General features: G+C 65.8%; 11 protein-coding genes. 7 read left to right on the top strand and 4 right to left on the bottom strand.

Annotation, left to right across the window (positions count from 1 at the left end; translation table 11 throughout):
- Positions 1–34 precede the first annotated feature (34 nt).
- The 6 genes from AC5FRZ_RS09565 (at position 35) to AC5FRZ_RS09540 (ending at position 7,360) form a co-directional block, all read left to right on the top strand.
- Entirely contained in the window at positions 35–1,231 is a 1,197-nt protein-coding gene (locus tag AC5FRZ_RS09565) for a hypothetical protein (protein WP_170094486.1), read from the top strand.
- Positions 1,232–1,346: 115 nt separating this feature from the next.
- Positions 1,347–2,243 carry a phosphoribosyltransferase HisG-related protein gene (locus AC5FRZ_RS09560; RefSeq protein WP_493564462.1) on the top strand — a complete coding sequence of 299 codons (897 nt, stop codon included), beginning with the start codon at positions 1,347–1,349 and terminating at the stop codon, positions 2,241–2,243.
- Between the two features lie 138 nt (positions 2,244–2,381).
- A complete protein-coding gene (locus AC5FRZ_RS09555) occupies positions 2,382–3,026 on the top strand; it encodes an alpha/beta hydrolase (RefSeq protein ID WP_170094484.1) in 645 nt (214 codons plus the stop codon).
- A gap of 128 nt (positions 3,027–3,154) precedes the next feature.
- Positions 3,155–4,162, top strand: a complete 1,008-nt coding sequence (gene moaA / locus AC5FRZ_RS09550) for a GTP 3',8-cyclase MoaA (RefSeq protein WP_170094483.1) — start codon at positions 3,155–3,157, stop codon at positions 4,160–4,162.
- Between the two features lie 112 nt (positions 4,163–4,274).
- Entirely contained in the window at positions 4,275–5,489 is a 1,215-nt protein-coding gene (locus AC5FRZ_RS09545) for a molybdopterin molybdotransferase MoeA (protein ID WP_170094482.1), read from the top strand.
- Entirely contained in the window at positions 5,486–7,360 is a 1,875-nt protein-coding gene (locus AC5FRZ_RS09540) for a molybdopterin biosynthesis protein (RefSeq protein ID WP_493564461.1), read from the top strand. Before AC5FRZ_RS09545 ends, AC5FRZ_RS09540 begins: the two co-directional genes overlap by 4 nt.
- Before the next feature lie 232 nt (positions 7,361–7,592).
- On the opposite strand, the gene AC5FRZ_RS09535 is transcribed toward AC5FRZ_RS09540, so the two are convergent.
- From AC5FRZ_RS09535 to AC5FRZ_RS09520, 4 genes are all read right to left on the bottom strand, one after another.
- Complete coding sequence (locus AC5FRZ_RS09535; RefSeq protein WP_170094480.1) at positions 7,593–8,630, bottom strand: tyrosine-type recombinase/integrase; 1,038 nt, start codon at positions 8,628–8,630, stop codon at positions 7,593–7,595.
- Complete coding sequence (locus tag AC5FRZ_RS09530; protein ID WP_153553582.1) at positions 8,627–9,043, bottom strand: DUF5805 domain-containing protein; 417 nt, start codon at positions 9,041–9,043, stop codon at positions 8,627–8,629. Before AC5FRZ_RS09530 ends, AC5FRZ_RS09535 begins: the two co-directional genes overlap by 4 nt.
- A gap of 549 nt (positions 9,044–9,592) precedes the next feature.
- Positions 9,593–10,117 (bottom strand): hypothetical protein, encoded by a 525-nt coding sequence (locus AC5FRZ_RS09525; protein WP_493564460.1) that lies wholly within the window; start codon positions 10,115–10,117, stop codon positions 9,593–9,595.
- Positions 10,118–11,108: 991 nt separating this feature from the next.
- Positions 11,109–12,992, bottom strand: a complete 1,884-nt coding sequence (locus AC5FRZ_RS09520) for a HAMP domain-containing protein (protein ID WP_170094477.1) — start codon at positions 12,990–12,992, stop codon at positions 11,109–11,111.
- A gap of 199 nt (positions 12,993–13,191) precedes the next feature.
- On the opposite strand from AC5FRZ_RS09520, the gene kdgK1 reads away from it, so the two are divergent.
- A complete protein-coding gene (kdgK1, locus tag AC5FRZ_RS09515) occupies positions 13,192–14,145 on the top strand; it encodes a bifunctional 2-dehydro-3-deoxygluconokinase/2-dehydro-3-deoxygalactonokinase (protein WP_493564459.1) in 954 nt (317 codons plus the stop codon).
- The last annotated feature ends 52 nt before the right edge of the window (positions 14,146–14,197 follow it).

Here is a 14,197-nt window from a genome sequence, read left to right as displayed (position 1 = left end):
ATCTTTAATATTCTCGCTCGACGCTATTCGAGACATGAGTGACTCTCAGGCGTACGAGGAGATTACTGTGGCCTCCGATGGGGTGACCGTCACCAAACGGTACGAGGCCGACGAGTTCCCGGTGCCTGCCATCGCGTTCAAGTTCGCGTCCAGTCGGACCGAACCGGTGACTGTGCGGCTGACCGACGTGGTTCCGGAGGACGTGGCGGTCGAGGATCTGGGCTTTCACCCGGAGTACGGGAGCGAGTTCTGGACGATCGACGACGACGAGATCGCGTTCGAGCGTGAACTCGAAGCGGACTCGGAGTACACGACGGTGTACGGTATCCGTGCGACCGGCACCGACAACGTCGAGCAGTTCCTCACCGAACCCCGGATCGACCGCATCGACCCACCGCTGGAAGACGACGGGGGCGAACTGGTCGGCGAAGGGTCCGACGCCGTCAAAGACGTGATCAGCGGCGACGCCGACAGCGTTCCGGGACTCGAAGAGTCCGACGACGAGGACATCGAGACTCTCGATCTGAAGGACCCGAACAACGAGGGTCACCAGCGCGGTGCCACCGAACGCGCTCCCGAAGAGACAGACGGCGACGCCGAGGAGGCAGCCGAGGACGCGGAATCGGCCCAGCAGGCGGCCAACAACGGGACCGCAAGCAGCGTCGAAGTCGAGGGCGGGAGTCTCGTCGCAGCGATGGCGAACGAACTCCGGAACAACGAAGTCCGCAAGGAAGACGTCCAGATCCTCCGGAAGGCCTTCGACCTCGCGAGCGACGACGGCTCCGTGACGGCTCGGATCGACAAGCTCCAGAAAGACGTCTCCGACGTCGTCGCGTACACCGACGCACTCGAAGAGTTCCTCGACGAGAACGGGACGGGCGAACAGCTCATCGACGAGTTCGAGTCCGAGGTCGAGCAGTTCCGTTCCGAGGTCGAGGAGTTCGAGTCCGAGCTGGCGTCGGTCAAGTCGACGGCCGCCGAGAACGGCGCTCAGATCGACGGACTCGCCGACGGCGTCGAGCAGATCGACGAGAGCGTCGACGACGTGACAGACGACGTATCGGAGCTGGAGTCGACCCTCGAAGGCGTCCAGGACGACCTCGAAGAGATCCGCGAGGAGATGGCCGACGCCGGCGTGGAGAGCCAGATCGAAGAGATCGACGAGGAGATCGCCGAACTCAAAGAGTGGCGCGAACAGCTCTCGTCGGTCATCGGGGGCGGCGGCGACTGACGCGACTGGCCGCCTTCCGTTTCGCTCACTCCGGAGCGGCGAACGTCTCGACACGGAGACACACGCCGGTGTGAAACCGGACTCGTTTTACTCTCCCATCGTCTGTGCCATCGTAATGACGACGATCAGCGTGGCCGTTCCACGCAAGGGTCGCCCGCTGGAGGCCGTGCTCGAACGGCTGGCGACGACGGCAGCGTTCACCGAGATCGCCGACGACGTGATCTCGACGCTGCGCTACGAGAAGGCCATCACCAAGGACGACGCCACACCCGACGCGCCGGTGTACGATCGTCTCGGGGCGTACAGCGACCTCGACGATCCGACCAGACCCGAGTACACGCTCCTGCGAGACGACCGCGAGGGGATGCCCCGACGCGTCGTCTTCGACAGCCTGACGGTCCCGGTCGACGGGATCGACCTGCGTCTGGTCGGCCGAGAGGAGCCGTTCCGGTCGCTGCGCAAACACGAGTTCGCGCTGGGCTTTGACAGTGCCGACCTCGTTCTCGAAGAGGTCGTACAGCTGCGGGACGACCCCCTGACCGAGATCGCAGCGATCAACGAGCGGATCGATCCGGTCGACACGGACGTTCGCGTCGTCACCGGGATGGGCGATACGGTGTATCACACGCTGCTCGGAACCCCGGCGGTGCGCGAGTCGCTCCCCTATGATCTCTCTCGCGAGTTTCTCTCGGCCTACGAGGGCGAACTCTGTATCTCGCCGCGCTACGAGCGACTGGTCGAGGCCGTCATCGGCACGGACGCCCTGCGAGACATCGAGTTCGTCTACCCCGAGAACGGACAGGAAGAGGAGGCCGCCATCGCCGAGGCCGGGCTGGGCGTCTACCTCACTGTGACCGGTTCGACCGCCCGCGACCACGGGCTCGAACTGGGAGAACAGTTGTTCCCCAGCGAGACCGTCCTGCTGGAGAACCGCTCGGAGGTCGGCGACGGCGTCGATCGGGTCAAGGAGCTGTTCACTGCGCCCGACGAGTCCGTCCTGGCGCTCCAGTAGCGGCCCTGCGGTGACATCGGTGTCAGCACAGACCTTTGGCCCTCGGCGACCTACGTCGTCGTACGTCCGTCACCGCGACGGCACCACCACCATGTCACGACACAGCATCACGCCGACACGGACAGCCGGGGCCGACAGATGAGTGAGCCACACGCCGATCAGCCGGTCCACACCGCGGGCACTCCGCTGGACGACGCCAGCGTCGCCGTCGTGATGATCCACGGCCGCGGGGCCAGAGCCGAGGGGTTCCTCCAGCTCGCAGACGAGATCGACGTCGACGGCGTCGCGTATCTCGCACCGCAGGCACAGCGCGGGAGCTGGTACCCGAACCGCTTCATCGACCCGATCGAGAGCAACGAGCCCCATCTCACCGCCGCACTGGGCGTCGTCGCGGACACAATTGAACGCGCCCTCGAAGCCGGCCTCGACCACGAGCAGATCGTCCTGATGGGGTTCTCCCAGGGTGCCTGTCTCGCCAGCGAGTACGTCGCCCGGAACCCCCGCGCGTACGGTGGACTCGTCGCCTTCAGCGGCGGACTCATCGGACCGCTCGGGATGGACTTCGACCACGACGGAGAACTCGACGGGACGCCGGCCTTCTTCGGCTGTAGCGACTCCGACCCGCACATTCCGGAGACTCGCGTCACCGAGTCCGCGGACGTGTTCGAGCGCCTCGGAGCCACCGTCGAGACGCGACTCTACGAGGGAATGGGCCACACGATCGTCGACGACGAGGTCGAGTACGTCGTCGATCTGCTGTCGACGCTTGCGGGTTCGGACTGATACTGTTGGCTCTCACGGACGGACAGCCGACAGTACGACGCCGCCGGTGGGATTCCCACCGGGCGGGAACGATCCCGTACCGGTGACCAACGTCACTTATCAGTCTCGAACGCCTTGTCTCAACTCGAATGCTGTCAGACGAGTTCGGTCGCGAGGTCTCGGGCGTCCGCGTCTCGCTGACCGATCGGTGTAACTTCGATTGTGTCTACTGCCACAACGAGGGGTTGGGCGACACGCGCGGGCCACTGGCGGCCCAGGACGACGAACTCTCGACGGATCGAGTCGTCGACTTCCTCGAAGTGGCCGCCGACTTCGGCGTCGACTCGGTGAAGTTCACCGGCGGGGAACCGCTACTCAGAGAGGACCTCGCGGAGATCGTCGCACGGACGCCCGACGAGATGACGGTGTCGCTGACGACGAACGGGACCTACCTGCCCGGGCGAGCGACCGAACTCGTCGACGCCGGACTCGAACGGGTCAACATCTCCCAGGACGCGCTCGACCGGGAGGCGTTCGCCGAACTCACTCAGAGCGGCGCGTACGACCGAGTGCTGGAGGGCGTCGAGGCGGCGGTCGACGCGGGACTCGCCCCGGTGAAGATCAACATGGTCGTGTTCGAGCCGACGGCGGGATACGTCCCGGAGATGGTCGATCACGTCGTCGAGAACGAGGGGCTTCGCCTCCAGCTCATCGAGTACATGCCCGAACTGGCCGGCCACCCGGAGTGGGCGATCGACATCGATCGCGTTCACGACTGGCTGTCCGACGAGGCCGACCGGATCGAGCACCGCCAGATGCACGACCGGCGGCGGTACTTCGTCGCGAGCGACGACGGCGACCGCGAAGGGATGGTCGAGATCGTCGACCCGGTGGGCAACGAGACGTTCTGTGCGAACTGCCACCGGGTGCGACTCACCCACGACGGCTACCTGAAGGGCTGTCTGAACCGCAACGACGACCTCCGGTCGATCGGCGAGACGAAGTCCCGGATGCGCGAGGCGTTCCGGGCGACCGTGGCCGCCCGCGTCCCCTACTACGGCGAGTACATGGTCGAGACCGAGGACGGCTGGGAACGCAACGAGCAGTACCGCGACGAGGAGGGCGACCGCGCCCCCTACGCCTACACCGAGGACTGATCCGAACTCCGGTCGCCGTTTGCCCGGTCGACCGGACGGCGTCCGGCCCAACGCCGTGCGGGCGGGCTCGCGAAGTCGTAGCTTTTTGCCCTCTGGCGGCCTGTGTTCGAGTATGACAGACGACCCTCGGGGCGTCGGATTCAGAGAGCAGACGCGGCTCGGACCGGCCCGCGAGCGACTGCTCGACTCGCTGTCGCCGGTGTCCCGAACTGAGGACGTGCCGATCGCGGACGCCGACGGCCGGGCACTCGCGAGCGAACACACGGCTCGGCGGCCGGTGCCACACTATCCGCGCGCGGCCATGGACGGCTTCGCCGTCCGGGCCGAGGACACGTTCGGAGCGACACGCCGGTCGCCGGTCCGACTGGAGCGATCGGAGTCGGTCGGTCCGAACGCCGCCCGCCGCGTCCACACCGGGAGCGAACTGCCGTCGGGTGCCGACGCGGTCGTACGGGTCGAGCAGGTCGAGGCCGACGACGGGTGGATCGAGGTGTTCGACGCCGTCGCCAGCGGCCAGAACGTCGGGCCGGTCGGTGACGACGTTGCGGAAGGACAGCACCTGTTCGATCCCGGCCACCAGCTCCGGCCCTCCGATCTGGGACTGCTGAAGGCACTCGGGGTCGAGACCGTCGAGGTGTTCGAGCGCCCGCGGATCAGCGTCGTCCCGACGGGCGAGGAACTCGTCCAGTCCGATCCGGAACCGGGCGAAGTCGTCGAGACGAACGGCCAGACCGTCGCTCAGTACGTCCGGCGGTGGGGAGGGGAACCGACGTACCGCGACGTGGTCACCGACGACGAGGCAGCGCTTCAGAGGGCAATCGAGCGGGACCTCGACCACGACCTGATCGTGACGACCGGCGGCTCCTCGGTCGGCGAGCGGGATCTCTTGCCGGCGGTCGTCGACGATCTCGGGTCCGTCTCCGTCCACGGCGTCGCGCTCAAGCCCGGCCACCCGGTCGCCGTCGGCCGCGTCGAGGAGACGCCGATCCTCGTGTTGCCGGGCTACCCGGTGGCGACGATCGTCAACGCCGTCCAGCTGCTCCGGCCGGCCCTCAAGACGCTCGCACACCTCCCCGAGCGCGAGCCACCGGTGACGGAGGCCCGACTGGAGCGAAAGGTCGCCAGCGAGATCGGGACGCGCTCGTTCGTCCGGGTCCGGCTGGATGGCGAGGGCGACGAGCAGACGGCGACACCGACCAGAGCGAGCGGTGCCGGCGTCCTCTCCAGTGTCGCGCTGGCGGACGGCTGGGTCGTCGTTCCAGAAGACAGCGAGGGGTACGACGCGGGTCGGACTGTCGCCGTCGAGGACTGGGAGTGGTCGCCGTGAGCGACCGCAAGGAGTTCCGTGACCTCGCGACGCCCGAGCGCGCACACGAGGTCGTCGACGGCCTCGACATCGATCCCGGGGCCGAGACGGTCCCCCTCGACGAAGCTCGCGGGCGCGTCCTCGACGAGCGCATCGACGCGACGCTGGACGTGCCGGGGTTCGATCGGGCGAGCATGGACGGGTACGCGGTCCGGGCCGAGGACACCTTCGACGCCGACGAGGCGAGCCCGGTGACGCTCTCGCTGGCCGGCGCGGTCCACGCCGGTGAGCGACCGACGGTCTCGGTCGAACCCGGAACGGCGGTCGAGGTCTCGACCGGCGCGGTGATGCCCGACGGTGCCGACGCGGTCGTGATCGTCGAGCGGACGACGACGACCGACGAGGGCGTCGAGATCAGAACCGCAGTCACGCCCGGCCAGAACATCATGCTCTCGGGGGCAGACATCGCGGCAGGGACCCGAGCGCTCGGCCCCGGAACGCGGCTCACTCCCCGCGAGATCGGACTCCTCTCCGCGCTCGGCGTCGACGAGGTGCCGGTCCGGGCGAAGCCGACGGTCGGTATCCTCTCGACGGGCGACGAACTCGTCCGTCCGGGCGAACCCCTCCAGAGCCAGGCCGGACAGATCTACGACGTGAACAGCTACACGATCGCCGCGGCCGTCGCGGAGGCCGGCGGCGCGCCGGAGCTGTACCCCCACGTCGGCGACGATTACGAGGCCATGGAGCGACTGCTCCGGCGGGCCGCGACGGAGTGTGATCTCGTCCTCTCGTCGGGATCGACGAGCGCCAGCGCCGTCGACGTGATCTACAGCGTCGTCGAAGCCCAGGGGACGCTCCTCCTGCACGGGACCGCGATCAAGCCCGGGAAGCCGATGCTGGTCGGTGAACTCGACGACGCGGCGTACGTGGGCCTGCCGGGCTATCCGGTCTCTGCGCTGACGATCTTCCGGACGTTCGTCGCACCGCAGATCCGCGACGCTGCGGGCCTCCCCGAACCCGCCACCGCGACCGTCACCGGCGAGATGGTCGTCCGGGAGCGCTCCGAAGAGGGTCGCCGCCGGCTGCTGGCTGCCGGCCTCGTCGAGAACGGCGACGGCGACCTGCTCGTCTACCCGGTCGACAAAGGTAGCGGCGCGACGACGAGTCTCGTCGACGCGGACGGAACCGTGACCGTGCCCGCCGACACGGCCTTCCTCGACGCGGGCGAAGCCGTCACGGTAGAGCTGTTCTCGCCCGACGTTCGGCCTCCGTCGGTGCTGTGTGCCGGCGACTCCGATCCCGTGGTTTCCCAGCTCCTCGACGGGCTGGACAACCCCCGCTTTCTCCCGGTCGGGACGCACGAGGCACTGCGGCGACTGCGTGCGGGTATCCCCGACGTGGTGGTCGCCGCTGGCCCGACCGGAGAGTCGGCGGACGCCGTCGAGTTGGGCGGCTGGACTCGCGAGTGGGGACTCGTCGTCCCCGCAGGCAATCCCGACGGAATCGAAGGCGTCCCGTCGCTGATCGATGGCGACGGATCGATGGTCAATCTCGCGACCGGATTCGGGTTGCGTACCAGCTTCGACGCCCATCTCGACGCCCTCGCAGACGAACGCGAGGTCACTCGAAGCGAACTGACTGCCGACATCTCTGGGTACGACCTGACGACCAGCGGCGACGAGAGCCCGGCACGCGCAGTCGCCGCCGGAGACGCCGACGCCGGTCTCGGACTTCGCGAGACTGCGACGGCGCTCGAACTCGATTTCGTCTCGCTGGGCCGACAGCGGGTCCGCGTACTCACAACGCCGGACCGTCGGGACAAGCCCGCCGTCGAGCGACTCGCTGAGGCAATCGACGCGGTCGACCGCTCGGAGTTCGCCGGGTTCGACTGATACTGCCGGCTGTCACTGTTTCACGATCGCGACCACGGGTCGCGAAACTCTTCACAGACGGACAGCCGGCAGTATGACGCCGACACGCGATCGCTCTCTTCTCCTCGTGCTCTCGCACTCCGGCAGTTTCCCCACCTGTGAGTGCGATCTGTACCGCAACCATTGATATAGCGGCATACAGTTTACGTGTCTGCGAGCTGCCGCCGCGTCGCCGACAAAATGGCAATAAGTGTTAACAAATATCGTACACGTGTTCGTCGTAGACGGTGCGAACGCGGTCGCCCCACTCGTGGGTGTACGTATCGATCACGTCCTGGGCTACGTCGCCGCGCAGGTACTTCACGATCCCCCGATCACCCGTTCGATCGCGGAGGTGTGTCGTGAAGAAGTGTCTGAAGTAGTGAGGCGTCACGTTCTGGGCCGCGTCGCCGCCGTCCTGGTACCAGCCGCGGTCGCGTGCGTGGCGTTCGACGACGTGGTGGACCATATCCGGCGTGAGTCGCTTCCCCCAGTCTCCGCTCGTCGACGTGAACAGCGGCTCTGCGGTCGATCTCGGATCCGGGCGGACGGCCAACCATCGTTCGAGTACGTCGCCCAACTCCGCGTCGACGGGGATCGTCGTGTCCCGCTTTCGCTTGTTCGAGGCCGTCCGCTCTTCGCCGTTGACGACCGCGCCACGCGCCGGCTCGGCCGAGACGAACAGCGAGTCGGGGCGCTCTTCGAGTTGTGGTCGAATCGCAGTCCCCGCCGTGACCGTACACTCGGACAGATGCAGGTCACGAACGTCGAGGTTACACAGTTCGCCCGCACGCATCCCGGTCTTCAACAGGGTGACGACGACCGCTCGCTCCATGGGGTGGTCGATGTCCTGGACGAACGACCGCATCGCCGGGATCGGGATCTCTCGGCGCTGGGGGTCGGTGTCGATCGTCTCGTCCATCTCCTCCATCACCAGCGCCATCGGGTTCTCCTCGAAGGTTCCGACCTGGTTCATGTACGCGTAGAACCGATGCAAGTAGGAGGCGTACGTCGCGACGGTCGAGTCGCTCTGCTCGTCTCTGAGCCCGTGGACGTACGCCATGCAGTCCCGGTGGGTCGCTTCGCCCAGTCCTACCGGCCGGGCTCCGCTGTCGAGGAAGGACTCGAACTCCCGGAGCACGCGCTCGTAGTACTCCCGCGTCCGATCCGTCTTCCCGTGGTAGGTCATATCGTCCAAGAAGTAGCCCACGGGGTCCTCGCTCGCGTCGACGGCGTCGGTGTCGGAGCTCATTTCTTGACGTACCCTCCCTCGCGCCCGCTGTATCTGATCTCGTCGCGCGCTTGCAGTTCCTGTAGCGTCTCGTCCAGTTGCGCTTCGATATCGTCGGTCACTGCGGCGACCAGTTCGTCCCACTCGTAGCTGTCGCCGTCGGCGAGGGTCGAGAGAACCCGGTCTTCCAGACGCTGACCCTGGGGGTCAGCGTCCGATTGTTCCCCTTCACCGGATTTCTCCACTGTCGACGACCCGTCTTCGACCGAGTCGACGGTAAAACCACGCCTCCCGGCCTGTACCATCGATCTGACGAACTCGCTGAGGCTCATGTCGAGTTCGTCGGCGTGTGCCTGCCACTCCTGTTTCTGGTAGGTCGGAACGTAGGACTGAATCCTCGCTCGGGAGGTGTCGACGTCGCCGTCACGTGCCATGTCGGTCTCGTCACTTCCCAGCCACATCAATCTAACTCACACCCACAGATAAATGACCTTATCTGTGGTACTGACATCCTATAACGGCCGTCTTGAGGTATGTTATTTGTGTATATGACTTCAGATCCCGGCGGAGATCATATACACAAATAAATACTCCCCTCTCAGTAGCAACACAATCCGTCGACAGCGCCAGTCGATCTGGTCAGCAGCGGCCGCTCGCTGTGGACGGTGCCGACTGTCGTCGGTCGGAGCACCGCGACTGAGGGGAGACTCTGCGACGCAGGTGTCTCTTGCACGACCGGTCGCGTCGGACGAGGTTTCTTACGGTGCCGATCGCTCACGGCTCTGAGCGTTCTCTGTGTCCGAAGTAAGCGACGACCGAATGGAAAACTGGACGGCTGCCCGTCGCGGCGACACTCGACAGCCGGGAGTCCACACCGACTGTATCCGTCGGCAGTCATCTCGGCCTCGTGGCCGTCCAGCCGTTCACAGTGTTGCGGCCGACGGTAGCAGTCCCGAGAGACGGACGCCCTTCGACGCCGCCACTCAGTCCAAGAATACGTCAGTGCCCGGAACTGCGTCGACGTCCGCGGGCAGTTCGTCGAACCACTCGGCTGCGTGGACCGACTCACCAGTGGGTTCCACGGCGGTGAGGTCGTACTCTCCCGAGAGGGGGACACCGCGGACGGTGACGAATCCCCGAGTCGCGGTCTGTTCGCCGTCGTCCGTTTCGACGGTGACCTGCCAGATGCCTTCGATCGCCGTCAGCCCGATCTCGAAGCCGATCGTCGCCCGAACGTGATCGACGATCGCAGTCGTGAACTCTTCGTCCGGTGCCACGTTCTCGACGGGGAGCTTCCACGAGCAGGTGTCTGTCTGCCGTCGGAGAAGCAGCTCGCCCGCTGGGTTCGTGATGCCCACGCAAGCGAGGTCTGGAAGGTCTCTCACCTGTTCGACGACTGCCGCGTCGACGACGTCTCGCTGCTCGTGATACGGAATCGTATCGTCCGCAGCAAGGCGCTCGTAGTCGACGATCGATTCGACCTCCGGAGAAGGCGTGTCTGTCGTCATGGTCGGTGTGTGGCTTGTAGCGGGGCTCGATCGAAGTGAGCGTTCTCGACCGGCGTTCGGGCGAAGCCCGCGAAGCCAGTATTCGAGCGACAGGCGGCGGGATAACGAATGTACCGGCAGTCCGGAAGGTCGTGTTCAGAGAAGCCGCGGTCTCTGCCGACTCGTAGACGCCGACGCCCTCGCGCTTGCGGTCCGGCGACTCACTGTCGAGGGGAAGAGCCGTCGGCCCTCTCGAACCACGCTCTGCGTGCTTGCACCAGGACTCCGCTCCTCAGCCCGTTCGAACGGCGCTGCGGCCGCGTACAGGTATCGGCGAAATTCTTGCAAGGGCCGCGGTTCCATCGGCCGGCGACACCGTGAGGGTCCACCCAGCGTGGGCTTGCGGTGCTTTCCAGTTGCTTCGGTCAGCCCCTATTTGGACACCGCTGTCTGGCACAGTCGATCGTCGTTACAGCGTGGCGGTTGGCGACGGATCTCGACGCCACATCAGTACCGCGGTGATCGGTGCGAGCGAGCCTATCGCTGGTCTCTCGACGGGCACCTGGCCGTCCTCGTCGGGTGCTGCCCGGCAGCGGGCCGTGGATGTCATGCTGGCGCTGGCGTTTTCCCCTCGTTGCTCGCTTTCGGTCGCTGTGCGTGGGTGTTTTTTGTCACTTCCGCCCGTCGGAGGTGGCCACAGTGGAACAAATAAATCGCATAGTGCTATACGCAATGAGGGTGCGAACGGCAGTGAACAGTACGTCTCAGAGGCACGTCAGTCCAGCAGCGAGTCGAGCGACCAGTTCAGAACGTCGCCGACGCTCGTAGACGGCGAGAGTGGCGGTGGTGCCGAAGTTCGAGACGCACGATTCGCGGCGTCGTCCCAGCCCGCCCGTCTCACGAGGGAGACGAAGCCAGCGATAGAACACGACAGCGTATCAGTCAGGCCGAGAAGTGCTGGTCCCGACGGCAGCACCGAAACGACGGATCGGGAGAATACGGAACCGCGTCGTCAGTCTTCGCTCTCTTCTTGCGTACGCGTCGTCTGTGACGGTCCGCCGGAGAAGACGAACTCGTGTTCGGCTTCCGTCTCGAAGCGGTCGAGGATGTCCCCGAGCGGTCGAGCGTACCGTTTCAGCTGTTCGGCACGCGAGGACACTTCGTTGAGTTCGGCGGCCTGTTCCTCGGCGGCACCGGCGACGGTCTCGGACTCGGACATCATCTGCTCGCTGGTGTCTGCAGCCTCCTGCAGTTGGGTCGCGACGGCGCGGAACTGGGTGAGCGAGTCACCGAGGTCGACCGCTTGCTGCTCTGCTTCGAGGGCTTCGAGCGTCTCGACCAGTTCGTCGAGATCCTCGGAGATCGTCTGTAGCTGGTCTTTCTGCTCGTAGGCGTCGTCGGAGATCTTCTGGATGGACTCGGCGACCTGCTCGGAGGCGTCACGGACGGACTCGGCGCTTTGCAACACCACGTCACCGGATTCCGCGACCTCGTCGGAGAAGCTCTTGAGCTGGCCGGTCGTCTTCTCCAACTCCTCGATCATGGCGTTGAACTCGCTCGCGATGGTGTCCATCGCTTCGTTCTCCCCGTCCTGCTCCATTCGCGTGGTCATGTCCCCGCCCGCGGTCTGCTCCATGGCGACGGAGAAATCGGTGGCTTTCTCCTGAAGGTAGTTGCTCATCTCCATGGCTTCCGCGCGCGAAACTTCCGCTTCCTTGCGTGCGCGCTCGGCTTCGTCGATCTGTTCTCTGAGCGCGTCACGCATGTCGGCGAAGCCGTCGTACAGCTGGCCGATGTTGTCGATCCGTGACGTGTCCAGTTCGACGTCGAGGTTGCCCTCCCGCATCTCTTCGGTCTTCCGGGTGAGCGTATCGATCGACGACGAGGTGCTCCAGCCGAGGGCCGCACCGATGCCGCCGATGAAGACGACAAGGCTGGCCGTCGCGATCAGGCCGTACAGCTGCACGTCCTCGACGAAGCCAAACACCGTCGAGGACGGTGCGTGGGTCAGGACGACCCAGTCAGTTCCAGAGACCGGCGCGTAGCCGACGGTGTACTCCTCGTTCAGTCCGAGGTCGCCGTTGGGTGCCATCGCCGTCTTGACGCTGGCGCTCTCTTGTGTGCCCCGCAGCGCGTTCGCGTCGTCGACCGTCTGCTGGACGGGGTACGTCGACAGCGTCATCCCCTCTCGGTCGCTGTTGCCGGCGTAGGCCTGGTCGACGACGACCGTTCGGTGGCTGTCCACGACCTGTGTGAATCGCGCGGACTCGTCTTCGGCCGGATTGATCGAATCGGCGAGTTCGTCGAGTCGGTACTCGACGACCAGGATGCGGTTCTGGGAGGCCGGCACCGGGCTGGCGAATCCGATCGTCGATGCACTGTCCTGGCTGTCGCGGTAGACGTCAGAGACGAGCACCTGGCTGGCGTCGCTGCGCTCCATCTCGGACGTCCACCGGAGGTTCGCCGACAGCGCCGACGAGTCCGCACGGAGGCTCGTACTGGCGACGACGGACGACCCCGACGGCGTCGTCTCCAGCAGGTGGACGTTCCTGGCGTCGGCCGGCAGCCGTGACAGCTCGTTTTCGAGAGCGAGTTCGAGATCCGTCTCGTCGTCACCCCACTGATCCTGATTCGAGATGAGCTTCGTCGACAGCTTGTTCTGTGTGACCCACTGCTCGACGATGTCACTCTGCTGGACGGCCGTGTTCTGGAACTGTTCTTCGACGTTGTCCTGTGTCTGGGTCCGGACCTCTTCGGTCGCCGCGAACCCGATGATGCCGACCGACAGCCCCATCACCAGCAGGACGAGCCCGAACTTCAGCGCGAAGCTCCGCCTGATGAAGTTTGGCGTGATCTTCTGGACGATGCCTTCGGAAGACGACTCTGTGTCGCTCATCGTGTCCCACCACCAGTGAGAGCTTGTTCGCCGCGAACGGGCACGCCCGTCGTTGTGCCATCCGCTGGCGACACGTCGCTGTTTCGCATAGGTTTGTGTGTATTATTTGAATACAAAAGCCTTTGGAGTGTGTCACAGTGTCGGCCCCCGACTCGGGAATCCGGCGGATTTTATACCGGGGGCGAGTTGACGCTCCTATATGACGGATCTCGTTACCTTCGGAGAAACCATGCTCCGGCTGTCGCCGCCGGGCGACGAACGGATCGAAACCGCAGACCAGTACGTCGTTCGCGCCGCCGGTGCAGAGAGCAACGTCGCAGTCGCCACACAGCGGCTGGGCCTGGACGCGACGTGGGTGTCGAAGCTCCCTGACTCCCCGGTCGGCCGGCGGGTCACCGGCGAGCTCGCGAGCCACGGTGTCGAGACCGACATCGTCTGGAGCGACGAGGGGCGACAGGGGACCTACTACCTCGAATCGGGAGAGTCCCCACGCGGGAACAACGTCATATACGACCGGGTCGACGCGGCGGTGACGACGGCGACGCCGGACGAGCTCCCGGTCGATCGAATCCGCTCGGCGTCGGCGTTTCACACCACGGGTATCACCCCAGCACTGTCCGAGACCCTGGCGGCGACGACACAGACGCTGCTCGAAGCGGCTGCCGACGCCGACACGCTGACGAGCTTCGACGTGAACTACCGGTCGAAGCTCTGGGAGCCCGACGTCGCCCGTGAGACGCTCACGGAGCTGTTCCCCCACGTCGACGTGTTGATCGTCGCCCAGCGAGACGCCGAGAACGTGCTCGGGCGCACGGGCGAGGCGGCGTCGATCGCCCGGGGACTGGCCGAGGAGTTCGACTTCGAAGTGACGATCCTCACGCGCGGGTCCGAGCCGGCACTGGCTGTCGCCGACGGGACGATCCACGAACAGCCGACGTTCGAGGCGACGAGCGCCCACCCCGTCGGCACCGGCGATTCCTTCGTGGGCGGCTTCCTCTCGCAGTACGTCGCGGGCGAGAGCGTCGAAACCTCGCTGGAGTACGCCGCCGGCACTGCCGCGCTCAAGCGGTCGATCCCCGGCGACATCGCCGTCGTGACGCCGGAGGAGGTGGCGGCCGTCATCGAGGGCGGAACCGCGGACATCTCTCGGTGACCCACTGCGTCGAGGCTGCAGTATTCGACTGGTCGATAACCTTCTTATCCCC

The organism is Halomicrobium sp. HArcht1-1, assembly GCF_058933285.1.
The sequence above is the reverse complement of the archived record's forward strand: the minus strand, read 5'-3'. Positions and strand labels throughout refer to the sequence as shown.